This is a genomic window from Agrobacterium sp. SORGH_AS_0440, from assembly GCF_031453135.1.
GTDB lineage: Bacteria > Pseudomonadota > Alphaproteobacteria > Rhizobiales > Rhizobiaceae > Agrobacterium > Agrobacterium pusense.
In genome coordinates this window covers 903,105-925,310 of sequence record NZ_JAVIYR010000002.1, presented here as the reverse complement: position 1 = coordinate 925,310, position 22,206 = coordinate 903,105, and the positions used below count along the sequence as shown (strand labels likewise).

At 62.9% G+C, this 22,206-nt stretch carries 23 protein-coding genes and 1 pseudogene; 1 reads left to right on the top strand and 23 read right to left on the bottom strand.

Annotated features, from left to right (window positions below):
- Positions 1-58 precede the first annotated feature (58 nt).
- The 20 genes and pseudogenes from QE453_RS13845 to QE453_RS13750 form a co-directional block, all read right to left on the bottom strand.
- Positions 59-1,468 carry a HAMP domain-containing sensor histidine kinase gene (locus QE453_RS13845; protein WP_113382151.1) on the bottom strand — a complete coding sequence of 470 codons (1,410 nt, stop codon included), beginning with the start codon at positions 1,466-1,468 and terminating at the stop codon, positions 59-61.
- Between the two features lie 9 nt (positions 1,469-1,477).
- Positions 1,478-2,236, bottom strand: coding sequence for a response regulator transcription factor (locus tag QE453_RS13840; protein WP_004440811.1), 759 nt, complete (start codon positions 2,234-2,236; stop codon positions 1,478-1,480).
- Between the two features lie 257 nt (positions 2,237-2,493).
- Positions 2,494-4,047 carry a Do family serine endopeptidase gene (locus tag QE453_RS13835; protein WP_022555870.1) on the bottom strand — a complete coding sequence of 518 codons (1,554 nt, stop codon included), beginning with the start codon at positions 4,045-4,047 and terminating at the stop codon, positions 2,494-2,496.
- A 153-nt stretch (positions 4,048-4,200) separates the two neighbouring features.
- Positions 4,201-4,656 carry a cytochrome c-type biogenesis protein CcmH gene (locus QE453_RS13830; protein ID WP_042936866.1) on the bottom strand — a complete coding sequence of 152 codons (456 nt, stop codon included), beginning with the start codon at positions 4,654-4,656 and terminating at the stop codon, positions 4,201-4,203.
- 185 nt (positions 4,657-4,841) lie between these two features.
- Positions 4,842-6,833, bottom strand: a complete 1,992-nt coding sequence (locus QE453_RS13825) for a heme lyase CcmF/NrfE family subunit (RefSeq protein WP_004440801.1) — start codon at positions 6,831-6,833, stop codon at positions 4,842-4,844.
- On the bottom strand, positions 6,830-7,342 hold the full coding sequence (gene ccmE / locus QE453_RS13820) for a cytochrome c maturation protein CcmE (protein WP_244405108.1): 513 nt from the start codon (positions 7,340-7,342) through the stop codon (positions 6,830-6,832). The genes QE453_RS13825 and ccmE overlap by 4 nt, the downstream gene beginning before the upstream one ends.
- The gene (ccmI, locus tag QE453_RS13815; protein WP_309778163.1) at positions 7,339-8,502 is read right to left on the bottom strand and encodes a c-type cytochrome biogenesis protein CcmI; all 1,164 of its coding nucleotides are present in this window, start codon (positions 8,500-8,502) and stop codon (positions 7,339-7,341) included. The genes ccmE and ccmI overlap by 4 nt, the downstream gene beginning before the upstream one ends.
- 160 nt (positions 8,503-8,662) lie before the next feature.
- The gene (locus tag QE453_RS13810; protein ID WP_037091716.1) at positions 8,663-9,091 is read right to left on the bottom strand and encodes a membrane protein; all 429 of its coding nucleotides are present in this window, start codon (positions 9,089-9,091) and stop codon (positions 8,663-8,665) included.
- Between the two features lie 104 nt (positions 9,092-9,195).
- Positions 9,196-10,597 (bottom strand): annotated as a pseudogene (locus QE453_RS13805) (ATP-binding protein).
- Positions 10,587-11,258, bottom strand: coding sequence for a response regulator transcription factor (locus QE453_RS13800; RefSeq protein WP_003509815.1), 672 nt, complete (start codon positions 11,256-11,258; stop codon positions 10,587-10,589). The pseudogene QE453_RS13805 and the gene QE453_RS13800 overlap by 11 nt, the downstream one beginning before the upstream one ends.
- A 91-nt stretch (positions 11,259-11,349) precedes the next feature.
- Complete coding sequence (locus QE453_RS13795; protein ID WP_003497070.1) at positions 11,350-11,604, bottom strand: hypothetical protein; 255 nt, start codon at positions 11,602-11,604, stop codon at positions 11,350-11,352.
- A 140-nt stretch (positions 11,605-11,744) separates the two neighbouring features.
- On the bottom strand, positions 11,745-11,951 hold the full coding sequence (locus QE453_RS13790; RefSeq protein WP_004440775.1) for a hypothetical protein: 207 nt from the start codon (positions 11,949-11,951) through the stop codon (positions 11,745-11,747).
- A 30-nt stretch (positions 11,952-11,981) separates the two neighbouring features.
- Entirely contained in the window at positions 11,982-15,785 is a 3,804-nt protein-coding gene (locus QE453_RS13785; RefSeq protein WP_309777290.1) for a glycoside hydrolase/phage tail family protein, read from the bottom strand.
- 17 nt (positions 15,786-15,802) lie between these two features.
- The gene (locus tag QE453_RS13780; RefSeq protein WP_207588866.1) at positions 15,803-16,237 is read right to left on the bottom strand and encodes an NlpC/P60 family protein; all 435 of its coding nucleotides are present in this window, start codon (positions 16,235-16,237) and stop codon (positions 15,803-15,805) included.
- Complete coding sequence (locus QE453_RS13775; protein WP_004440768.1) at positions 16,234-17,118, bottom strand: DUF2163 domain-containing protein; 885 nt, start codon at positions 17,116-17,118, stop codon at positions 16,234-16,236. The genes QE453_RS13780 and QE453_RS13775 overlap by 4 nt, the downstream gene beginning before the upstream one ends.
- On the bottom strand, positions 17,115-17,753 hold the full coding sequence (locus QE453_RS13770) for a TIGR02217 family protein (protein ID WP_037091534.1): 639 nt from the start codon (positions 17,751-17,753) through the stop codon (positions 17,115-17,117). Before QE453_RS13770 ends, QE453_RS13775 begins: the two co-directional genes overlap by 4 nt.
- A gap of 113 nt (positions 17,754-17,866) precedes the next feature.
- On the bottom strand, positions 17,867-18,448 hold the full coding sequence (locus QE453_RS13765) for a phage tail tape measure protein (RefSeq protein WP_309777289.1): 582 nt from the start codon (positions 18,446-18,448) through the stop codon (positions 17,867-17,869).
- Between the two features lie 44 nt (positions 18,449-18,492).
- The gene (locus tag QE453_RS13760; RefSeq protein ID WP_082074340.1) at positions 18,493-18,738 is read right to left on the bottom strand and encodes a rcc01693 family protein; all 246 of its coding nucleotides are present in this window, start codon (positions 18,736-18,738) and stop codon (positions 18,493-18,495) included.
- Positions 18,735-19,094 carry a gene transfer agent family protein gene (locus QE453_RS13755; protein ID WP_004440758.1) on the bottom strand — a complete coding sequence of 120 codons (360 nt, stop codon included), beginning with the start codon at positions 19,092-19,094 and terminating at the stop codon, positions 18,735-18,737. Before QE453_RS13755 ends, QE453_RS13760 begins: the two co-directional genes overlap by 4 nt.
- Complete coding sequence (locus QE453_RS13750) at positions 19,094-19,501, bottom strand: phage major tail protein, TP901-1 family (RefSeq protein WP_309777288.1); 408 nt, start codon at positions 19,499-19,501, stop codon at positions 19,094-19,096. The genes QE453_RS13755 and QE453_RS13750 overlap by 1 nt, the downstream gene beginning before the upstream one ends.
- 89 nt (positions 19,502-19,590) lie before the next feature.
- Here QE453_RS13750 and QE453_RS13745 point away from each other — a divergent pair, with 89 nt between their 5' ends.
- Positions 19,591-20,790, top strand: a complete 1,200-nt coding sequence (locus tag QE453_RS13745) for an MFS transporter (protein ID WP_037091718.1) — start codon at positions 19,591-19,593, stop codon at positions 20,788-20,790.
- 6 nt (positions 20,791-20,796) lie between these two features.
- Here QE453_RS13745 and QE453_RS13740 read toward each other — a convergent pair whose 3' ends face one another.
- Genes QE453_RS13740 through QE453_RS13730 form a run of 3 tightly spaced genes read right to left on the bottom strand, consistent with a single transcriptional unit; the run spans position 20,797 to position 22,103 of the window.
- Complete coding sequence (locus QE453_RS13740; protein ID WP_004440751.1) at positions 20,797-21,192, bottom strand: DUF3168 domain-containing protein; 396 nt, start codon at positions 21,190-21,192, stop codon at positions 20,797-20,799.
- Positions 21,189-21,530 carry a phage head closure protein gene (locus QE453_RS13735; RefSeq protein ID WP_309777287.1) on the bottom strand — a complete coding sequence of 114 codons (342 nt, stop codon included), beginning with the start codon at positions 21,528-21,530 and terminating at the stop codon, positions 21,189-21,191. The genes QE453_RS13740 and QE453_RS13735 overlap by 4 nt, the downstream gene beginning before the upstream one ends.
- Positions 21,531-21,533: 3 nt before the next feature.
- Positions 21,534-22,103, bottom strand: coding sequence for a head-tail connector protein (locus tag QE453_RS13730; RefSeq protein ID WP_037091540.1), 570 nt, complete (start codon positions 22,101-22,103; stop codon positions 21,534-21,536).
- Positions 22,104-22,206: the final 103 nt, after the last annotated feature.

The following is a 22,206-nucleotide window of genomic DNA, read 5'->3' as shown; positions in this document are numbered from 1 at the left end:
CGAGGATTGTCGTCTGGCGGGGCACAACTCCCCGCCGGAATACACTCGCCGGCTCTCTTCAGCGGCTATTGTCTGGAAAAACCATGGAGACTGTCAGCCCCGGGCAGGCGGCGTTGGAGGCGTCGGTGTCCGAAAGCTCCAGCGACCCGCCATGCAGTTCCATCACCGCCTCCACCAGCGACAGGCCAAGGCCCGTGCCGGGCTTGGAGCGGCTTTCATCCAGCCGCACGAAGCGTTTCAGCACCTCGCCGCGCTTGTCGGCAGGAATACCGGGACCATTATCGGCAACGGAAAGCAGGATTGCGCCAGGGGCCTTTGCCAGACGAACGACGAGTTTTTTGTCACCCTCGCTTTCGCAGGCATATTTCATGGCGTTGTCTATCAGGTTCGAAAGCGCCTGGCCGATCAATTCACGGTTGCCCTTGACGATGAGGCCCTGTTCGATTTCGGTTTCCAGCGCGAGCCCCGCATCCTCGGCCACCGGCTCGTAGAGTTCGGCGCTGTCTTCGGCAATCGCCGAGACGTCCACTTCAGTCATTTCGGCGGCGATGGAACCGGCCTCGACACGGGAAATCATCAGCAGCGCATTGAAAGTGCGGATGAGCTGGTCGGACTCGGCGATAATGCCTTCAAGGGCTGCGCGGCGTTTCGTTTCGTCATCATCGTCCAGTGCCGCGGCGGCCTTGTTGCGCAGGCGCGTCAGCGGCGTCTTCAGGTCATGGGCGATATTGTCGGAAACCTGCCGCAGGCCTTCATTCAGCTTCTCGATGCGGCCCAGCATGGCGTTAAGCGAGCCGGACAGCCTGTCGAACTCATCGCCGGAGCGGCCCTGTGGCAGACGCTGCGAAAGGTCGCCGGCCATGATCTTCTTGGTTGCCGCCGACATGCGGTCGATGCGTTTCAGTGCATTGCGGCCGATGCCGAACCAGATCAGCAGGGCGCCGCCGCTCATGATGGCGAGCGCCACCATCAGGGCATTACGCACCAGGGCGCGGAATTTGGTCGGCTCACCGAGGTCGCGGCCGATCAGGATGCGCAGCCCGTTGTCCAGAACGAAAACATTGGCCGTGGCAAGATGCTGCACGCTGTCGCCGCTCTCGGAATAACGCTCATAACGGAAGGGAAAGCCGGTCCAGCCTTCCTTGTCGAAAACACCGGGCTGCACGGAGGCGACGTTGCCGGCCAGAATTTCACCATTCGGCCCAGCGATGATGTAAAGGCTCGCTCCCGGCTGGCGGGCACGGCGCTCCATCATCCTCAGCAGCGGATTGATACCGCCGCGATTATAGATGCGCTGCACATCCGAGACTTCCTGCAGCACAGCGTCACGCGTCTGCTGGTTCAGCAGCCTTTCGGAAAGCGCAGTGACATAAAAAACAAGGAACGCCGCGCAGAGTGCAAACAGCAGGATATAGAGCGCCGAAAGGCGCACCGCTGTCGACCTGAACAATATTCTGAGGCGGGCCATTTTCGGCAATCAGCCCTCGTCCTTCATCATGTAGCCCGCGCCGCGAATGGTCTTCAGCAGCGGCTTCTCGAAGTCCTTCTCGATCTTCGAGCGCAGACGGGAAACATGCACGTCGATGACATTGGTCTGCGGATCGAAATGGTAATCCCAGACATTTTCGAGAAGCATCGTGCGGGTCACCACCTGGCCGGCATTCTTCATCAGATATTCCAGCAGGCGAAATTCGCGCGGCTGAAGGAGGATTTCCTTGCCACCCCGGCGCACATCGTGGGACAGGCGGTCCAACTCGAGATCGCCGACGCGATAGATCATGTCCTGCTCGGGCTTGCCCTTGCGGCGGCCAAGCACTTCGATACGGGCGAGCAGTTCGGAGAAGGCATAGGGTTTCGGCAGATAATCGTCACCGCCGGCACGCAGGCCGGTCACGCGGTCATCCACCTGCCCCAGCGCCGAAAGGATAAGAACCGGCGTCTCGATGCCGCGGCGGCGCAGTTCGCTGATGACGGAAAGCCCGTCGCGGCGCGGCAACATTCGGTCGATCACCATGACGTCGTAGACATTCTCGCAGCCCATGAACAGGCCGCTTTCACCATCGCTAGCGTGGTCGGCGACGATCCCGGCTTCGCGGAACGCCTTGGTCATATAGGCCGCAGCCTCGAGGTCGTCTTCAATGACAAGAATCTTCATGTGCGGGACAATAGCGCCCTCGCCCTTTTCCGCACAACCGGAAACAGATGCGACAGACATTTCCTGAACCTTGTTTTCCATGAGGTTTCCTCCGCGATACTGCCTGGACCGGCGTTGCGGGTCCTTTCTTCTCCCCGCCGGGGAAGGGTCGGATGAGGGGGCAAGCGCGCTCCTATCGCTACCCTTGCCCCCTCATCCCGCCGCCGCGACCTTCTCCCCCTCGGGGAGAAGAAACAAGTGGCACGCGCTCATTCCATATGTTCTGCCTCGTCCTATAGGCGAGACACATTCCTTAGCGACGCCGGCTCCCGAAAGAACCGGCATCGCCTTTCAGCCTATCAACCCTGGTCGATATCCAGAGCGATGAAGCGGCTGCCGTCATCCGTCTGGATCTGGAACAGCGCCTTGGAGCGTCCGTCTTTCTTCGCCTGCTCGAGGATCTTCTCGATATCGGCGGCGGATGCGACCTGCTGGTTGTTGACCGAGGTGATCTTCTCACCCGTCTTCAGGCCACGGGCAGCGGCATCGCTGTCAGGGTCGACATCGGTGATGGCAAGCCCGTTGCCGTCATCGGCAGGGGCCACCGTCAGGCCGAGGCTGGACAGCACCTTCTCGCTGGAAGACTGACCGCCCTTGTCGTCGTTCTGGCTCGGGGTCGCCTTGGAGGCATCGTCGCTGGCGAGATCACCGAGCGTCACCGTGACCGACTGAGACTTGCCACCGCGCCACAGCGAGATTTCCACCTTGCTGTTCGGCGCCATGCCGCCGATGCGGCGTGACAGGTCGCGGGCATCCTTGACGGGTTCGCCGTTGACGGCGGTGATGATGTCACCCTGCTTGATGCCTGCCTTGTCGCCCGGCGAGCCGGACTGCGGCGAAACGACCAGAGCGCCCTTGGCTTCGGAAAGGCCGAGCGATTCGGCGATGTCCTTGCTGACGGGCTGGATCTGCACGCCGAGCCAGCCGCGCTCTACCTTGCCGTCCTTCTGCAGGTCGGCGATCACGTCCTTGGCGACCGATGCCGGAATGGCGAAGGCGATGCCGACATTGCCGCCCGAGGGCGAGAAGATGGCGGTGTTGATGCCAACCACTTCACCGTTGAGGTTGAAGGCGGGACCGCCCGAGTTGCCGCGGTTCACGGCGGCGTCGATCTGCAGGTAGTCGTCATAGGGGCCGGAGCCGATATCACGGCCACGGGCCGAGATAATGCCGGAAGTCACCGTGCCGCCAAGGCCGAAGGGGTTGCCAACGGCGACGACCCAGTCACCGACGCGGATCTTGCTGTCATCGGCAAACTGAACGTAGGTGAACTTGCGGTTCACATCGACCTTGAGGAGTGCCAGATCGGTGCGCGGATCGCGGCCGACGAGCTTGGCGTCGAGTTCGGTGCCGTCATTCATCACGATAGTATAGGCGGAGCCGTCATCGACGACGTGGTTGTTGGTGACGATGTAACCATCTTCGGAAATGAAGAAGCCGGAGCCCTGAGCGACGGGGCGCAGCGGACCCTTGCCGTCACGGTGGCGATTGGGGCCGCGGTCGGAGCGATCCTGGTTCGGGCCGCCGAATTCCTTGAAGAAGCGCTTGAGCGGATGGTCATCCGGAAGCTGGTCAAGGCCACGGCCACCGAAATTAAAGGAGAAATTGCTGGAATCATCGGAAGCGGGCTGCACGTTCGACTGAACGCGAACGGAGACGACGGCGGGTGATACCGCATCGACCACATTGGCGAAGCTCGGAACCTGCGGCGCAGTCACCTCGACGGGGGCCGCAAAAGAGTGGAGGATAGGTGCGGCAATGCCGGTGGAAAGCATCAGCGCCGCAAGGCCGCCAACCGTCGTGGCCTTCAGGGCTGTCTTCAGCGAGGAATGGCCGTTTTGCGAATGAGACATGGTGTACCTTCTTTCTTCATTCAGACTGGAACCCGTGTGACCGGGGAAGCGGTGGATGATGAAGATATAGGAGGCGACACCTTACGGCGAAGTGTCTGAGGAATGAAAAATCCGTAATGTTGAAAAAGAACCGTGGGAAAAAATGAAAAACAGTTATTTTTCAATGAGGTTGCGAATTCTTTCTTCTTCATCCGCGCTCAGTTTTTGTGGCTGTTCAAGGGTGGCGCGGCGACGCGAAAAGACGAAGACGGCGAAAATTCCCACGAGCGTGAGGCCGATGGGTGCGCCCCACAAAAGCACGGTGCGCAGGCTGAGGCGCGGTTTGAGAAGCACGAATTCGCCATAGCGCGACACGACATAATCGATGACCGCCTTGTCGCTGTCACCCTCGACCAGCCGTTCGCGCACCAGAACGCGCAGGTCACGCGCCAGTTCGGCGTTGCTGTCATCGATCGACTGGTTCTGGCATACCATGCAGCGAAGCTGGGAGGTGAGGTTGCGGGCTCGCTGTTCGAGCACGGGGTCCTTGAGGACTTCATCCGGGTTGAAGGCGGAAGCGGGAAATGCTGAGACAAGCACAGCGAAGAGAAGCAGAAAACCCGCCAGCATCCGAGGCAATCCCGAAAGAGTGCGGCGCATTTCTTCTCCCCGCCGGGGAGAAGGTGGCCCGAAGGGTCGGATGAGGGGGCCCACGCCAGCCATAACTCTCAGTTTATGCGGCTTCCCCCTCATCGCCTCGCTTTGCTCGGCACTTCTCCCCGTGGGGGAGAATAAACCTGCCGCACGCTCCACACTCATTCCGCCGCCTCCGGCATTGCAGCCCGCACCGGCTTCGCCTTGCGATTCGGCGCCCCCACTCTCAATCGCCTGTCCGAGAGAGAAATGAACCCGCCCGCCATCATGAACAGCGTGCCGCCCCAGATGCACAGGATGAAGGGTTTCCACCAGATGCGCACCACCATGCCGCCATCGGCCATGGGGTCACCAAGCGAGACATAGAGCTGGCTGAGACCGAAGGTCAGGATACCGGCTTCCGTCGTCGGCATGCGCCGGGCCGTGTAAAGCCGCTTGGACGACCAGACATCCGCAACTTCCACGCCTGCCTTGCGCACGGTGAAATGGCCGCGATCCTCGGTGAAGTTCGGTCCGACGGCGTGGCGGATGCCGTCGAAGGTCAGGCTGTAGCCGCCCGCTTCCGCCGCCATGCCCTCTTTCATTTCCAGCACCGTCTCGGTCTCATAGGTGGTGACGATGACGATGCCGAGAACGGTGATTCCAAGGCCCATATGCGCCAGCGCCGTGCCGAAGGCCGAGCGCGGCAGGCCTTTGAGGCGGCGAAACGCAATACCGAAAGCGAGCTTGCCGAAATTGGCGCGATACCAGAGATCGGCAAATGCGCCGAGGATCAGCCAGAAACCGGCAGCGATGCCGAGTGCGGCCAGTACCGGGCCGCCATTTTCAATGTACCAGAGCGTCAGTCCCGCCAGAGCGGCGAGCGCTGCCGCCACATAGAGCCGCTGGAATGCGCCCAGGAGATCGCCGCGTTTCCAGGCGAGCATCGGCCCAAACGGGGTGACGATCAGGATCGGGATCATCAGGAGGCCGAAGGTGAGATTGAAGAAAGGCGCGCCGACCGAGATTTTTTCGCCTGTCAGCGTTTCCAGAATGAGCGGATAGAGCGTGCCGATCAGCACGGTCGCGGTGGAGACCGTCAGGATCAGGTTGTTGAGAACCAGCGATCCCTCACGCGAAATCGGCGCAAACAGCCCGCCGGCTTTGAGCGACGGCGCACGCCATGCAAAGAGCGCGAAGGCGCCGCCGATGAAGACGGTCAGAATGCCGAGAATGAAGATGCCGCGGCTCGGATCGGTGGCGAAGGCGTGCACGGAGGTGAGAACGCCTGAGCGAACGAGGAAGGTGCCGAGCAGCGACAGCGAAAAGGTCATGATCGCCAGAAGCACGGTCCAGATTTTCAGCGCCTCGCGCTTTTCCATGACCAGCGCCGAATGCAGCAGCGCTGTGCCGGCAAGCCACGGCATGAAGGAGGCGTTTTCCACCGGGTCCCAGAACCACCAGCCGCCCCAGCCGAGTTCGTAATAGGCCCAGTAGGAACCCATGGAGATGCCGGCGGTCAGGAAGGTCCAGGCGGCGAGCGTCCATGGCCGCACCCACCGCGCCCAGGCGGCATCGATACGGCCTTCCAGCAATGCGGCAACGGCGAAGGAGAAGCAGACGGAAAAGCCGACATAACCGAGGTAAAGCAGCGGTGGATGAATGGCGAGGCCGAAATCCTGAAGGATGGGGTTCAGATCCTGCCCTTCGGCCGGCACCGGCTCCAGCCGCAGAAACGGATTGGAGGTGAGCAGGATGAACAGCAGGAAGGCGACGGAAATCCATGCCTGCACGGCAAGAACATTGGCTTTGAGCGTTTCAGGCAGGTTGCGGCCGAAGGTGGCGACGAGCGCGCTGAAAAACACGAGGATGAGCAGCCAAAGCAGCATGGAGCCCTCGTGATTGCCCCATACACCGGTCAGCTTGTAGATCATCGGCATCAGCGAATGGGAGTTTTCCCAGACGTTGCGCACGGAAAAATCCGAGACGGCATAGGCCCGCGTCAGCGCCGCGAAGGACAAACCAACGAGCAGGAACATCAGCACCGAGCCGAGCGAAGCGATGTCCATCAGCGCCCGGTCGTTGCGGCGCGCGCCGATGACCGGCAGCGTGGACACGATCAGCCCCACGCCAAGCGCCAGCACCAGAACGTAATGGCCGATCTCGTTGATCATTTGGTTGCTCCGGTCTTGTCAGTCGAAGCCGTGCCGGCGGCCGGCGTTGCGGCCGCGGGTTTCTCTCCCTCTGCGCCTTGCTGCCACAGACCCTTGTCCTTCAGCCGGTCGGCAACTTCCTTCGGCATGTAGTTCTCGTCGTGTTTGGCAAGCACGCTGTCGGCCACGAAACCGTGGGTCGCGGCATCGAACGTGCCTTCGGTCACCACGCCCTGCCCTTCGCGGAAGAGATCGGGCAGGATGCCGGTATAGCTGACCGGCACAGTCGCTTCGCCGTCCGTCACCGTGAAGCTCACCGTGCGGCCCTCGCCGCGCTTGATCGACCCTTCCGCCACCAGCCCGCCAAGGCGGATGCGCGTGCCGGGGTTGACGGGCGTTTTTTCCAGATCGGCCGGCATGTAGAAATAGGCGATGGACTGGCCGAAGGCGAACATGACCAGCAGCACGGCCGCCACGATGAAGCTCATGCCGCCGCCGATGATCGCGAGTCGTTTCTGTTTGCGGGTCATTGTGTCACTCCCTGCGGCGCGGCATCCTGTTTCCCGTTCATGCGGATCGGTCCGGCGGAAACGCCGAGTTCCTTCGCCAGCGCCAGAAGCTGCCTGCCCTGCTCACCCTCCGGCGGAAAAGCTTTCAGCCCCGCCCGCAGCGCCTCTCCGGCCTTGGCTTCGTTCTTCAGCACAGAATAGGCACGCACGAGCCGCATCCACCCTTCGAAATCGGCCGGGTTATCCTTCAGCTTGGCGTCGAGGCTCGCCACCATACCTTCAATCATCGCCTGCCGGTCGGTCGCCGTCATGTCTTTTGCCGCCGCCATGTCCTCGGTCGTCGGGCCGGGTGCGGCAGGCTTCGTTTCGCCGCCGGTCCGGGCAATATGCTCGCGCACCAGGGGCAGCCATGGCGCGCCAGCCGGGGCGTCTGCCGCCAGCTGAGTGAAGGCCGCGCGTGCTTCCTCCGCCTTGCCGGCCTGTTCCAGCGACAGCGCGAGATAGAAGCGGGCACGCGGGTTGCCGGGTTTAAGCTTTTCCGCCTCGGCAAATGCATCCCGCGCCGCCTCGATGACGATACCGTCATTGCCGGCCACGAGCGTTTCGCCAAGGCCCGTCAATCGTTCGGCGCTCGGGCCCAGAATGCGAAGCGCATTGCGATAGGCGAGCTCGGCGTCGCCAAGCCGCTGCATCTTGAAATAGATCGGCGCCAGAATTTCCCATCCCGCGCCATCATCCGGGTTCTGCGCCAGATGCCTTTCGGCCCTTGCGACCAGCAGATTCATGTCGTTGCCGGGCTTTTCAAGGCGTGCCTCGAGCGGCATGTCCGGTACCTCCGGACTGCCGTTCCAGATGTAGAGACAGAGACCCAGCGCCGGCAACAGAATGGTGATCAGGCTGGCGGCGAGATTGTGCCGGCGCGGCCGGGTTTCCTTGCCGGGTTGCTCCTCCGCTTCGGCGGCGGCAAGCAGACGGCGGCCGATTTCGGCGCGGGCATAATCCGCCTCGGTCTGCCCGATCAGGCCGGCGGCGCGCTCGCGGTCCAGTTCGGCCAGCTGGTCACGATAAACGGCAACCTCACCGTCACGGCGCGTCTGCGGCGCCTCGGTCTTCCGCATCAGCGGGTACATCAGGACGATGGCAACAGCCGCCGTCAATATCGCAACGACAATCCAGAACATAAGGCTCAATTACTCGAATGCGCGGCACATGGAAACATGAAGCGCAGGGATGACGCGAATTTGAGACATCACGCCGCACCGCAGGCCCTTCCCCCGGCTGCACCGCCATGCCTCTCTTGTCATCGCAAAGGGCCCGTGACCTTGATTTGCGTCAAACCGGTTATGTCAGCGGCGACCAGCTTCCATCGGCATTGCGGCAGGCTGCGCCACGCGCCCGGGTCTCGCGTCCGTCTACCGTCAGGGTGTGCGAATATTGCCGGCAGTTCTGGTTGCCAACCTGATAGGGCGCATTGGCGACCACCTGGCCCCTGGCGTCATCGCCCGTCCAGGTGACAGGCGTGCCGACCGGGGCCGTTTCCAGCGCCTTATATTCGGCCTCCAGCGCCTTTGTCTGGTCACCCCTGTCAAGCTGCACGCCGCTTCGCCCGACAATACCGCCTTCCAGATTGGCAAGGAAGGGCGTGGAGGGCTGTGACGAACGGCCGAAAAGACCGCCGCCTGCCGGGCGGGTGCCCGTGGTGGTGCAGGCGCTCAGCATGGAAACGCACAGGATCGAGAGAAGTGCCGGGCGTGACACCAGCGAACGCATCGTCACGGAGCGGCAGCCATCATACACGTCAACCAAACCCTGTCCTCTTTCCTACCGCATTGCATCAATATACCAGCGTTGAATTTCTTGCCTTTTTTCTCGGCTCACGCAAGCTCTTTCGAAAGGCCGGGCAAAATCAGATCTGCCTTCAACCCGCCGATGGCGCTGCGCGACAGCGAAAAGCGGCCATGGTACTCTGACACCACCTCTGACAACGATCGACAATCCGAGGCCCGTGCCGGGGCGGCTCTCATCCAATCGCCGCCCACGCTTCATCGCTTCGCTGATCTGTTCCGGCTCAAGTCCCGGCCCATCATCCTCCACCGTCAGCTCCACCCAGGCGCGACGGGCGATTTCGGCGTCGGAGGATGGGTGCGTACCGGTCGCCAGCGTAATGACCACACGCGTCTGTGCAAAACGCGCGGCATTTTCGAGAAGATTGCCGACGACCTCTTCCAGATCCTGCTGCTCCATGCCGAGTACCGCGCCCGGTTGCTCGAAATTCAGCACGAACTGCTTGTCGGGGTTCAGGCGGCGCATGACGCGCACCAGCCGTTCCAGCGCCGGTTCGGCCTCCACGCGGGCAAGGATGGAGCCGCGCTGGGCGGCGATGCGGGCGCGGGAGAGATAGGATTGCACCTGCGCCTGCATGGCGTCCGCCTGCGCCCGCACCAGATCGCCGTGCTGCGGATCGAGCGTGCGGGCTTCGTTCAGGAGAACGGCAATCGGCGTCTTCAGTGAATGGGCGAGATTGCCGACCTGCATGCGCGCGCGCTCCACAAGCCTTCGGTTGCTATCGATCAGTGCGTTGACCTCGTTGGCGAGCGGCTGAATTTCGCGCGGGAATTCGCCTTCGAGGCTTTCCGCCTCTCCGCCCCTGATCTTGCCAAGTGCGACGCGAGCCTGATCGAGCGGCCGCAGACTGTAGAGAATGGCAAGACCATTGACGACAAGACTTCCGACACCAAAAACGGCAAGCGCCAGATAGAGGCTGTTGGAGAAGTCCCGCACATCGTCTTCCACGACGTTCAGATTGCCGGAGACACGGAAACGCGCTGCACGCCCCTCGCCATCCAGCACGACTTCGGTTTCCGCCACCCGCACCTGATTGCCGGCCTCGTCGGTGACGGCATAAAAGCGCTCGTAGCGGTTGTCGAAGGGGGCGTCGAGAATGCTCGGCACCGGAAGGGTGGAAACGCCGAGCGAGGAAGAGACCAGCGGCGCGGTCTGGAAATTTCCGAGCGGCTCGACAACCCAGTACCAGCCGGTATCGGGCTGCGAAAAGCGCAGATCGCCAAGCTGCGGGCTGCCGGCCAACGTATTTTCGTTGGAAATCGTCACGGAATTGATGACGTTATAGAGCTGTGCCCTGAGAAGATCGGTGAAGCTGCGCTCCACGCCCTGGCGGTAAAGCGTCGAGATCACGACGGCGATCACCACCAGCGCCAGCACCGACCAGAGCGAGGCGAGCAGCAGGACGCGGGCGGTGAGAGAATTACTTCGCATCTGCCGGCGCTTGCATCCGGTAACCGAGACCACGGATCGTCTCGATCAGATCAACCCCGAGCTTCTTGCGAAGACGTCCGACAAATACCTCGATCGTGTTGGAATCGCGGTCGAAATCCTGATCGTACATATGCTCGACCAGCTCCGTGCGCGATACGACCTCACCCATGTGATGCATGAGATAGGACAGGAGCCGGAACTCGTGCGAGGTGAGTTTCAGCGTCGTGCCGTTGACGGTCGCCTTGGAGGACTTTGTGTCGAGCCGGACCGGGCCGCAGACGAGTTCGGAAGAAGCGTGGCCGGCCGCGCGGCGGATGAGCGCGCGCACGCGGGCAAGAACTTCCTCGACATGGAAAGGCTTCGTCACATAGTCATCGGCGCCGGCGTCGATGCCCGCCACCTTGTCGCTCCAGCGGTCGCGGGCGGTCAGGATGAGAACAGGCATGGCCTTTCCGGCCGCGCGCCATTTTTCGACGACGGTGATGCCATCGAGTTGCGGCAGGCCGATATCAAGAACGATGGCGTCATAGGGCTCGGTGTCACCGAGATAATGGCCTTCCTCGCCGTCGAATGCCTGATCGACGACATAACCGGCCTCCTTGAGAGCATCGGTCAGCTGACGATTGAGATTGGCATCGTCCTCAACAACGAGAATACGCATTGTCCGCCCTTTCCTGTTCCCGGCCCGCGCGCGTGGCCGGTCATGCTAGATGTCTCGGATCGTTTTCCGATATTTCGGCGATGCGGGCAAGCTACATCGGCACGCGCATCGTCACCTTGCGCGGGCGCTCGCCATTTCCCTGGACGAGAACGGTGACGACACAGGACTGACCGTCGCCGGAAGGATAGACAGAAAGAAGCTGGCCGCCGGTTTCGCGTACAACGCGGGCCACGGCCGCGCCGCAGTCGCTGGCAGCGAGAATGTAGTGGCCCTGCAAATCAGCCTCGGGCGCCGTGAAACCGGAAAGCCCGGCTGCAAGCGTCGCGATGATGAGAGGTGATGCCATTCTACAAACTTCCACAAAAAAAACGGGTGCGTCTTGAACCGTATTGTGACCGAATATGTAGCGCAAAGCGTCTGAATGGCAAATGAATGCCGCCCCCGCAGCGGGAAGACGGAACGGGAGCGGCGCTTGCGCGAGCTGCGTCAGCGGATCGCACGGGTCGCCGAAAGGCGGCCGTAAAGCGCGATGAGACCGCCAATTCCGCCGGCCACGGTCATCAGGCCGTCGGCCAGCTCACCGTGAAGTCCGGCGGGCAGATCAAAGCCGGCAATGGTGAAAAGCGGGGCGAAGACCGCAATCAGCGCGCCCCATATCGTGCGGGATTGATACCACGGTTTGGTACTGTCCATCTTGTCGTCCTTTGCTTTGTTTTCAGGCATTTATGAAAGCGGGAGAACGGCCTGTGCCGCCACTCCCAGGGGCACCGCGCGGCCGAGCTGGCGGACTCGCACGGAAATGTGATCCCGCAGCGCCGGAAAATCTGTGAGTTCGGCTGTTGCTGGATAAAACCAGAAGGGTTCCGAGACGTCGGCGGTACGCCGCACCTCGTCGCCGTCCATCACCTCCACCCGATAACGTTCGAAAGCTTCATCCAGCGGAATTTCGCTTGCGTCCCAGCCATCGGCGTCCATCCGCCCCCGGCGTTTCCAGCTGATGAGAATGCCATCCGTTTTTCGCAGGCCGGCAAGATGCACCGGCGCAAGCGGCGTCAGCGCCCGAAATCCGGTCTCGACGGAGAAAGGCCCGACCGGCGCGCCGGCCTGTTCCGCTGCCTCGACAATCCAGTTCATTCGCCGGCCACGCTCTCCGGCGAGCAGACCGAGCGGCTGTACCGCGGCATCCAGAACAACCACCGGCGCCCCTGCCGGCGCACCGATGACCAACGCGTCTTCCGTGCCGGCAAGGCCGCGCAGGAGAACAGAAAGCCGCCAGCGCGACCGCGCGGTTTCCTCTGCCTTCGCGAAAGCGACGATTTCCCAGACACCATTCGCCGCCCTCACGGCGATGCGGTTCTCGCCGTTCATCACCGAAAGCGGTTCGGCCGATGCAACTTCGCCGAAAGGCAGATCGAGCACGATGGTATTTGCACGGTCGAAGCGACCGGAGGGTCCAGGCTTCAGCGGCATTGCCAGCGTTGCGATCCTGGCCGGACGGTCGAGCGTCACGCGCTGGCCGTATCCTTCCGTGCCTGATGAGGCCGAGACGACGATGTGCCGCCAGGGTTTCGCGAAGGCGGCAACTCGCGCCGACTGCTCGGCCGCCGCACCGTCCTGATACGGCAGATCGAGAAACAGCACTTCCGGCGCGAAACCCTCGCTGCCGCTTGCGCCATGGGCACGTCGCTCGTCCGCCACACCGGCAAAAGTTGACAAGGCCGGGGAAAAGGCCCGCGCCTCCACCTGCCGCACTGCGCCATCCTCGATACGGCTGACCATGAACCGACCTGCGGGCGCCTGCGGAAAGGCATCCGTGGAGAGACGGATGCAGTCGCCCGGTTCCAGCGCAATCTGCCCCGGCGGCAGGGCAAAACGCAGGCTGCGCCGTGCTTGGCGGCTGTCGCGCAAGGCCGCCTCGATCGCCGCTTGCGCCGTTTCCGAAGATAGAGCGGCGTTGAGATCGAGCCGCATGACACGGCTGCCGGCATTCTCCACGCGCCGCGAACGCACGCTCGCCTGCTCGTAGTCCAGCGCCGGGTTGAACGAGGTCAGAACGGCTTCCGCGGGGAAATCGCTGTCGTGGCCGCGATTTTCCGACCACAGCGGTTCACCCTCCAGATCGGCGAGAATGGAAAGATCCCGAACGGGCGTGACAGCCCCGTTGCGGGAGCGGAAACGCAGGGTACCTGCATCCTCCGCCACATCCAGCTGAAATGCCGCGATCAGCGGCTCCAGCAGGCTGCGGGCCGAAGTTACCTCGCCTTGCACATAACCGATGAGATCGCCGCTGATGGCGGAGACGTCGAAAGCGGAAAAGCCGTGATCCGTCAGAATGGCGGCGATGGTGTCGGCAAGCGTCGCCGTTCCCAGCCGGCCGTTCAGCCAGTGGCCCGTGCGCCAGTTAGCGCCATCGCTCCACGTCGCACCGTTTTGCGGAAAAGCCGGGAAAGGTCGCGCATCCCAGGTCCACAGATAGATCCGGCTCGTATCCACCATCGCGGCATCGCCATTTTCCCAGTGCCCCAGATGCGCCTCCAGAAAACGCCGCTGCTGGCTGTCCGCCCTGCTTTTGCGGGAAAAATGGGGAAAGGCGTTTTCCGCCGATTTCGGATCGGGAAAGACATTGGGGCGTGTCGCGCTCTTGTCCACCGCCGGGCAGCCGAGTTCCGTAAACCAGATGGGCTTCGAGCCCGGCCTCCATGCGGTTGGCGTGGTGCTCTCCTTCCCGCCGGGCCGATCGTAATGGAGATTTTCCCACCAGTTTCGAAGGTCCTTGTAGCGGAATACCCATGGCTTTGCCGTTGTGCCATCGGCAATGGGGGTTCGCCGCCGGGCCGTGCGGTCGGCTTCGCTTGCATAAAACCAGTCGAAACCCTCGCCAGCCGTAACGGCGCGGCGGAAGGCCACAGCGTCATCCGGGCCGGTCATGCCGTCAGGATTGCCGTTTGCGGCATCTTCGTCGCGCCAGTCGGAGAGCGGCATGTAATTGTCGACGCCAATGGCGTCGATGTCTGAACTCGCCCAGAGCGGATCGAGATGGAAGAACACGTCCCCCGAGCCGTCGGCCGGCTGGTGACCGAAATATTCGCTCCAGTCCGCAGCATAGGTTAGTTTCGTCGCCCTTCCGACGACAGCCCGTACATCGCGCGCGAGCCGCACCAGCGCCTCCACGAAGGGAAAGGCGCCGTTGTCATCGCGCAACCCCGTCAGCCCCCGCAGTTCGGAACCGATCAGGAAGGCGTCGACGCCTCCCGCTTTTACCGAGAGGTCGGCGTAATGCAGCACCATGCGTCGATAGCCCTCGGCGCGGGAACAGAAACGATCGATCTCCAGCCGCGCACCCGCGGTACGATCGGCCGATCCGGGCCTCCCGGGTGCGGGAAAGCAGGTGATGCGCCCCCGCCAGGCATAGGCGTCCTGTTCGGCCTTGCCATAGGGATCCGGCAGCCGGTTGCCCGCCGGCACGTCCATCATCACAAAGGGATAAAGGCAGACCTTCAGGCCCCGCGCCTTGAGGTCGGCTATCGCCTGCATCACGCCTTCATCATTCGGCGTGCCGCCATAGGCGGGACCGCCATGATGATGGCTGACCGGATGCGCCCCGGCGCGTGTCAGGCCGGCAACGGACCACGGCGTCGTCTCGCCCTCCCGGTCCCCCACTTCAACACCCGGCAGGATGCGGCATTCGCCCGCCCGCATATCCGTGCCGAACCAGCTCACCACCAGCGCCACGCTTTGAAGAGCGGGGCAAAGCGCCTGCAATTCATCGATGGCAGCGCGCCAGTCCGTCTCGGCCGTCAGGCCGTTACGGTTCATCACGCGGCTTTCACCCATGCCCGTATGCTCGGAAACCGGCACCGTTGCGTAACCATGTTCGGTTGCGCCCGGAATGACGGTCACGGCGCGGATCGACTTCTCCAGCCCGCCGACCGGCCGCGCCACCTCGAACTGCATGAGCGGAATGCGGTTGCCATAGGCTTCAAGCGGCAGGCGCTCGATGACGACATAAGCGAGGCCGCGAAAGGCGGGAGCATTGCCGCTCCCCTGTTTCGCCTCGATCAGCGGATCGGGCAATTGCGTTGCGCTGCCGGGATAAAAGCGCATCTCGATGCCGGTCAGGTCAATTTCGCGCCCATCGGCCCAGACGCGCCGCACGAGGGCCGCCTCCCCCTCGCAGAGACCGATGGCGAGATTGGCGAAATATCGATAGGTCTCCGCCCTTGGGCCGCGGTTGCCTTTGCCACCACGTCTCTGCACGACACGGCTTTCTTCGAAACGTGTCGCCCAGATCAGGGTGCCGCCGATCCTCGCCGTACCGTAAAGCCGGTTTATCGCGGCGCCTTCATCCGCACCAGGAATACGCGCGGCCGAGAGCCGTGCCCCGGACACGGTACGACCGTCCGAAAGCAAGGCGCGATCCAAGGCGTTGCCAGCCAGCGCGCCGGCCGCACGCCCGATGATCGCTCCCACGGGCCCGAAAATACCGCCGAGTGCCGCACCTGCTGCCTGAAATAGTATGGTTGCCATGCCTGCCTCAAAAAATCTCAGGGATCGGGAAATCGGAAAACGCCGGCGATGCGCCGTTTCCAGCATGGCACCAAGGCGGAACGCACCACCGCCGCCTGCTCATAAGCGTGGATGAAATGCCGGGATTCCGCGAGGATGCCGAGATGTTTGGCCGCCGCATCGGCCCGCCAGCGGAACAGCAGCAGGTCTCCGGGCTTTGCCCCGTCCAGGCCCGAAACGCTAGGAAAATGCCGTTGCACGGCCGCCATCAGCCGGTCCTCACCACAGCGCTCGGCCCAGTCAGGCGCATAGGGCGGCGGAAGTTCCGGTTCGCTGCCGTAGAGTTCGCGCCAGACGCCTCGGATCAGGCCGAGACAATCGCAGCCAACGCCCCTTAGCGACGCCTGATGCCGATAGGGTGTGCCGATCCACGGCTCGGCCAGCGCCAGCACCTTGTCTCCCGTCTCGCTCATGGGAACAAGGCCCCGCCGTCGTGGGTGTGACCGCCGCTGGCATAAGAATAGGCGAAATCCGCCCCTGGAAGATGGGGAAAGCCCCTGAAATTCAGCTGATTGGCGAATGTATGCCTGCATGTGGCGAAGCTCTTGTCGCAACCGGCCGTGACGGAAAAGCTGTCTCCCGGCAACGGCGCCTCATCCGGTGGAAGCCAGAAAGAAAGAAGCACGCCGCCATTGCGCTGCTCATGGCCATCGAGATCGAACCCGCGCCCTGCAAGCGGACCGGTGAGAAAACGCACCTTTCCCCCGTTGAAAAAACCATCCGGGAAAGCATCGAGCCCGGTTGCGACGAGATTGCCGGCCGCGTCCACCGCCACCACCCGGCCATTGCCGGTGAACCGCGCCAGAGCAACGCCGCAGCGTGCGTCTCCCAGCGCGGCATCGCAGCGCCGTCCATAAACCCGCCCCTGCGGCTGGCTGAGGCGATGGGCGAAACTGCGCAGCTCGGCGCGAAAGGACCCCCCCGCCCGGGCTACGTCGCCGATCTCGCGCAGGGAGAGAAGCACATGCTCTTCCGGAGCCTGCCAGTTGACGAGGTAAAGCTCCACTCTCGCTCCGTCGAAACGGCCGGCGGCAAGATCCTCTTCCGAAATCGCCTCGCTGGAAAAACCGCCTGCCACTTCACCTGCGCCGGCGCCGAGCCCGGTTTCGCTGTCATTATCGCTGGCCGAAAAACCGCTGGCGGCCAGAAAGGCCGTGCCGGCGAAGAAAAGCGCCTCGTCATGATCGGTGAAGCCGATTTCGGCGCCATCCTTCAACGTCACTTTCCAGCAATGGCAAGTGGTCGTGGCATCGCTTTCAAGATGCCCGGCAAGGGCGGGAGCGATCGTTTTCATGGCAGGATTTCCATCAGCGGAATGGCGGGAATTCGCCCGGCTTCGAAGGCGGTGAGGTTGATGTCGATGCGGTCGGTCGCGAACCGTACCGGTACATCGAATTCATAGCCCGCACGGACCACCGCACCGGCGGGCGGAACCTTTCCGGAACCGAATGTCACCATACCGGTCGCGTAATCGCAGGACACATCCGAAGCGGATACGGGGACACCCTCGACCGATACGAGGACGGAGCCCTCGGCAGGTTTTTCCACCCGGCGGGTGAAGAAGCCACCCGCATCGGCATAGGTCTTGACCAGTTGAAACCGCACCGTGACGCCATCACCCACGCCGATCCTCTGATCGGTCGATGCCGGCGTGTCTCCCGGCGGGCAGGATTTGAAGTCCACGGGATCGCGAAAACGAAAGCCGTAAAGCTCGCCGCGCCGCGCTTCGAAAAAGGCCAGCACCTCATAGAGATCGGTGAGCGAGCGGATGCCCGAGCCGGCGTCATAGGCACGCCTGGCATTTCGCCAGCGCTGATTGCGGCTTTCCCGCCCATTGGAAAGATTGACGATGTCGGTCCGTCTCACCGGGCCGCCGCTCACACCGAGCGCCAGCCGCAGCGGAAACCGCACTTCATGAAATGCCACCATGTCGTTGTTCCTGGATTCATTTCGCTGTTTGGGGTGTGCCGGCCGCAGGCCCTCATCCTTCGCGGTTTGTCCATGCTCGGCAGGCCGGTCGGGACAGGGACAAGGTCTGCATATTACAATCCACGCTGGCCGCGCCCGACGCTGCGCGCCAGCATTGCGGCAATCTGGCCTTCGCTTTTGCGGAAGCTTGTCGCATCCGTCGCCGTGACGTTGAAAATGATCTGGGACCCGCCGCCGGCGGAAGGCGCCGCAACACCGAGTGCACCATCCGGGCCGCGCTTCAGAGGCAATATGGCTTCCGCCCCTGCTTCTCCCATCAGGCCAAGCCCGCCGCCCATGGGAAAAAACGCCGGGCTGGAGACGACACCACCCTCGGCGAAAGGCGTGACGCTGCGCCCCGGCATCCCGCCATCGGCGAAGGCGAAGAGCGAGCCGCCGCCGTTCAACAACCCGCCGACGGCATTGCCAATCATGGCCTCAAAGGGTTTGAGCCCGGCGGAGAGCGCGATGCCCGACAGCCGCTGCCCAAGGCCGCGCAGCACATCGTCCAGCCCTTTGCCGCCTGTCGTTGCCGCCTGCAGTGCAGACGTCAGCGCCGCTCCGAACCGTTCGGAGCGGCGTTCGAGATCGCCCATCACTTCGGACAGGGCTTCCGCCTCCTCCCGATTTTCCGCGATCGATCCTTCACCCGCCATCGTACCTGCCTTTCCGATTCAAACTGGAGCTTCAAGTGTTTGAATTAAAACATCTTCGCGAAACGATGATCGGATGCGTCCCTGTCGGGAAAACGCCGCATCATCGCCTCCATCTCCTGTCGATCGGGGCAGTGTGAACCGGAGCGCACGCCGCCCGTCATGGCGAAAAACTCTCTGGGCGTCAGCCGCCAGAAGACTTCGGAAGAAAGCCGCAGCAGGCAGAAACCCGCATGGAGAACCGCATCCCAGGGAAAGGGGCGCGGCGTCGCATCGCCTGCTGCGGCATTCAGGGGTCCCGCGGCGTCTCCCCTTTCAAACCGCCGAAGGTGGCGGTCAGAAGTTCGGCGACGATGGCGGCATGGCCGGCAATGCCGCCCTCCACCGTGGCGCTGGCAACATCCTCATCCGAAAAAACATTGCCGGCGCCCCGCAACCCCGCGCCGATCACCCGGATCATGTCGGTGGCCTTCATGCGTCCGCTCGCAAAACGTTCGGCGAGCGCTGTCAGGTCATCGACTTCGAAGGCGGTTTCGAGCTCGGCAAGCGCGCCGAGCGTCAGGCACAATATGCGCCTTTCGCCGTCGAACAGCGCTTCGATCTCGCCGCGATGGCGGTTCGCCCGCCCGTAACGCAACCCTTGCGGCATCACAGCGCTCCAAAGGTCAAAAGACCGGCCGATTCCAGCGCGATCTCAAATTGCACTTCGCCATCGTGACGGCCGGAATACTCCAGCGCCACGATCTGGAACGGCCCGACAATCGTGCCGAAATCGGGTATGACGATCTGCCAGCCGGGAATGGTGCCCGCGAAAAACGCGCCGCGCACGAGCGCATCGCTCGCCGCATCCTTGAATATGCCTGACGCCGTCAGCGCGGCCCTTTGCACGCCGGCACCCGCCAGCAACTCGCGCCAGCGCCCGACGCTTTCCCCATCGGTAACGTCCACCGCCTGGGCGTTAAAGGCCAGCCGCCGCGTTCTGAGCCCGGCAACAGTGACATATGTTCCGGCATTGTTGAATTTCAGCAGAAAATCCTTGCCCTTCTGCGCCACCATCCTGTTTCCTTCCGTTTCGATTGCGGTTGCAGGGTGTTGCGGGCCTGCGACCAAAAATGTTCCTTGCCCTCGCATTGTGCGATCTTGCCATGTCCGATGCTGCTTCCCCGACGTTCCGTACACGCCTTATCGGCGTGCTGGCGCTTGGGCAGGTCGTCAGCTGGGGTTCCGGTTTCGACATGCTGGCCATTCTCGGTCCACGAATGGGCAGCGAACTCGCCATCGCCAACGAAGTCGTTTTTGCAGGCCTGACCGTGATGATGACCATCAGTGCGCTTTGCGGGCCGCTGCTCGGGCGGATGCTTGTGCGCCACGGCGCAGCGCCGGTGCTGGTCAGCGGCACCCTGCTTTTTGCCTGCGGCTTTGCGCTGCTTGCTTTTGCAGGCGGCGTGACAAGCTATCTGCTGGGCTGGGCGGTGATGGGCTTTGCCGGCGCGTGCGGGCTGACAACGGCGGCACACACCGCCGTGGTGGAGCGCGTCGGGGCGGAAAGCGGTCGATCCCTGACGCTGCTGATGGTCTTTACCGGCCTTTCGGCGGCCGTGTTCCTGCCCGTTACAGCCTTTGCGGAGCAGCATCTCGGCTGGCGCGGCACCCTCATCCTCTACGGCTGTCTGCAGCTGTTCCTGCTTCTGCCGCTTTACCTCTTCGTTCTTCCGAAGAGAAAGGGCGGCAATCCAGGCCAGCGCCCGCATCCTGGCGAAATCCCGGCCTCGCCGTTGGATACGCGGCGCGCCTTCCTGCTTCTGGCGGCAATGACCACGCTCAGCGCCTTCACCGCCTTTGGCTTCTCGCCGCTTCTGCCTTTGCTTCTCGTGCATTCAGGCGCATCGCAAGCGCTTGCAATCCAGCTGGCATCGGTGCGCAGCGTGCTGGCGATTACCGCGCGCGGGCTAGATTTCCTGCTGGGAAAACGCGGCAATCCCTTCATCACCTGCCTGATCGGCCTCTGTCTTCTGCTGACATCCTTTCTGGTCCTGCTCGTCTTTTCTCCGGCCATACCAGCCTTTGCCGGCTTCATCGCCCTGTTCGGGTTTGGCGCGGGTGTGCTGACGGTCAGCCGCGCCGTTCTGCCGCTTGCAGTGTTCTCTCCGCAGCAATACGGCCTTCAGGCCGCACGGATTTCGCTTCCGCAAAATCTCGCCATCGCCTTTGCACCTGTCATTTTCAGCATGGCGCTCGATCGCGGCGGTGTGGCGGCGATGCTTGGCATCGCTTCCATCCTGATCACCCTTTCGCTGCTGCTGCTGATCCTGCTGTGGAAAACCGTGGCCGGCCAGAAAGCGTAGGGCCCTTCATTCCGTTACCGCCCTGAACCGCATTTCAAGGACGAAGTTCCGTGACTTCGCCTCACGGCGGGAGCGGCTGGACAGCATGTGCATGTTGACGAGCGAAAAGCCGACGAGCGGCAGCGCGGCGTCATCAAGCAGCGCTTTTACCCTTGCGGCGATCTCACCCGTGGATCTGCGGCGATTGGCATCACCCCAGATTTGCAGCGTCAGAAAATGCTCCTCCGCGCTTTCCGTCGCCGTCGAATAATCGCGGGTCTCGACCTCGTCGAAGACAATACATGGCAAAAGGCCACGCGTCAGAAGCCGGTCGACGATGCCGCCGGGGTTGAGGTCTGCCAATTCGGCATCGCCAGCGAGCTTTGCGACGATCGCCTGAAGAAGCGGGTTCGCGGCGCTCATCGGTTTTCCTCTTCGCAACGGCAGACGATGAAGCGGCGGGTTTCGTCGGGATCCATCGCCGTTCGGATGTTGAGGATGCGCGCCCCCTTGCGAAAGCGCATCCCGGTGCCGATGTCGATGTCGTTGCGCCAGGCGAGCCAGACACGATGGGTAATCGTCGCCCCCTCGGCCGAAGCCCGCTCGTGCGAGGCTTCGGAAACCGGCTCGATGGCGCCCCACAACGCGCGCACGGCCTTCCAGCTTTCGGCGGCGCCGCCCTGTCCATCAGGCGTTTCCGACCGCACTTCCAGTTCCAGTCGCGTCGTCAGCCTGCCAGGATCAAGAAAGACGAGGTTCATGGCCTAAAGCCCCAGACGGCAGAAAGGAGACACCAGCCGCTCATAACCAGCCGGAACGGCGGCCGGCTGGTTTTCCGGCGCGACGGCGCCGCGAAAGGCGAACATCTGCGCCACATGCATCAGCATGGCGCGTTTCAGCGTATCGGGCACATCCGTCGCGGCCTCGCCATGACCGGCGGTGAAATCGATCTCGATGCCATTCAGCTCCCGTTCCGGGGCCGGCGGTTCGCGCAGCCACAGCCGTGCCGGCCGCGCCGCGCCGTCGAGCAGCTTTTCGGTGGCGGTGATGTCTGCCGCGTGCCCCTGCCCGTCGAAAACCAGAATCGTTTCGATGGCTTGCACCGGCGTCTTGCCAATCAGAATCACGCCCGTTTCGGGCCACCGATCAAGATAAAGCCGCCAGGTCTGGCGCAGGAGGCACAGCCCGGTGGTGCGTTCCAGATGCTCGCGGGCCGCGCGTATCAACGCGGCAAGCAAGGTGTCCTCGTCACCGCTGTCGAGACGCAGATGCGCCTTGACGTCGGCAAGGGTCAACGGCTCCGCCTGCGGCGGATGGATGAGGGCATAGGTCATGGGGTCTCCGGAGATTAGGGCGAGCAGCTGTGTCTTTCGCCTTCTTCCCGCCGGGAGAAGGTCGCGGCAGCGGGTTGAGGGGGCAAGGGTCGGGGTAAACCGA

Bases quoted from the DNA above. Each gene is read 5' to 3' on its own strand.
- QE453_RS13790 (WP_004440775.1), bottom strand. From the start codon at position 11,951: ATGGACAGTACCAAACCGTGGTATCAATCCCGCACGATATGGGGCGCG.
- QE453_RS13810 (WP_037091716.1), bottom strand. From the start codon at position 9,091: ATGCGTTCGCTGGTGTCACGCCCGGCACTTCTCTCGATCCTGTGCGTT.
- QE453_RS13780 (WP_207588866.1), bottom strand. From the start codon at position 16,237: ATGAGCGAGACGGGAGACAAGGTGCTGGCGCTGGCCGAGCCGTGGATC.
- QE453_RS13835 (WP_022555870.1), bottom strand. From the start codon at position 4,047: ATGTCTCATTCGCAAAACGGCCATTCCTCGCTGAAGACAGCCCTGAAG.
- QE453_RS13830 (WP_042936866.1), bottom strand. From the start codon at position 4,656: ATGCTGGCGGGTTTTCTGCTTCTCTTCGCTGTGCTTGTCTCAGCATTT.
- QE453_RS13785 (WP_309777290.1), bottom strand. From the start codon at position 15,785: ATGGCAACCATACTATTTCAGGCAGCAGGTGCGGCACTCGGCGGTATT.
- QE453_RS13745 (WP_037091718.1), top strand. From the start codon at position 19,591: ATGTCCGATGCTGCTTCCCCGACGTTCCGTACACGCCTTATCGGCGTG.
- QE453_RS13825 (WP_004440801.1), bottom strand. From the start codon at position 6,833: ATGATCAACGAGATCGGCCATTACGTTCTGGTGCTGGCGCTTGGCGTG.
- QE453_RS13800 (WP_003509815.1), bottom strand. From the start codon at position 11,258: ATGCGTATTCTCGTTGTTGAGGACGATGCCAATCTCAATCGTCAGCTG.
- ccmE (WP_244405108.1), bottom strand. From the start codon at position 7,342: ATGACCCGCAAACAGAAACGACTCGCGATCATCGGCGGCGGCATGAGC.
- QE453_RS13770 (WP_037091534.1), bottom strand. From the start codon at position 17,753: ATGGTGGCATTTCATGAAGTGCGGTTTCCGCTGCGGCTGGCGCTCGGT.
- QE453_RS13775 (WP_004440768.1), bottom strand. From the start codon at position 17,118: ATGAAAACGATCGCTCCCGCCCTTGCCGGGCATCTTGAAAGCGATGCC.
- QE453_RS13765 (WP_309777289.1), bottom strand. From the start codon at position 18,448: ATGGCGGGTGAAGGATCGATCGCGGAAAATCGGGAGGAGGCGGAAGCC.
- QE453_RS13750 (WP_309777288.1), bottom strand. From the start codon at position 19,501: ATGGTGGCGCAGAAGGGCAAGGATTTTCTGCTGAAATTCAACAATGCC.
- QE453_RS13730 (WP_037091540.1), bottom strand. From the start codon at position 22,103: ATGACCTATGCCCTCATCCATCCGCCGCAGGCGGAGCCGTTGACCCTT.
- QE453_RS13755 (WP_004440758.1), bottom strand. From the start codon at position 19,094: ATGCCGCAAGGGTTGCGTTACGGGCGGGCGAACCGCCATCGCGGCGAG.
- QE453_RS13845 (WP_113382151.1), bottom strand. From the start codon at position 1,468: ATGGCCCGCCTCAGAATATTGTTCAGGTCGACAGCGGTGCGCCTTTCG.
- ccmI (WP_309778163.1), bottom strand. From the start codon at position 8,502: ATGTTCTGGATTGTCGTTGCGATATTGACGGCGGCTGTTGCCATCGTC.
- QE453_RS13795 (WP_003497070.1), bottom strand. From the start codon at position 11,604: ATGGCATCACCTCTCATCATCGCGACGCTTGCAGCCGGGCTTTCCGGT.
- QE453_RS13840 (WP_004440811.1), bottom strand. From the start codon at position 2,236: ATGGAAAACAAGGTTCAGGAAATGTCTGTCGCATCTGTTTCCGGTTGT.
- QE453_RS13735 (WP_309777287.1), bottom strand. From the start codon at position 21,530: ATGAACCTCGTCTTTCTTGATCCTGGCAGGCTGACGACGCGACTGGAA.
- QE453_RS13740 (WP_004440751.1), bottom strand. From the start codon at position 21,192: ATGAGCGCCGCGAACCCGCTTCTTCAGGCGATCGTCGCAAAGCTCGCT.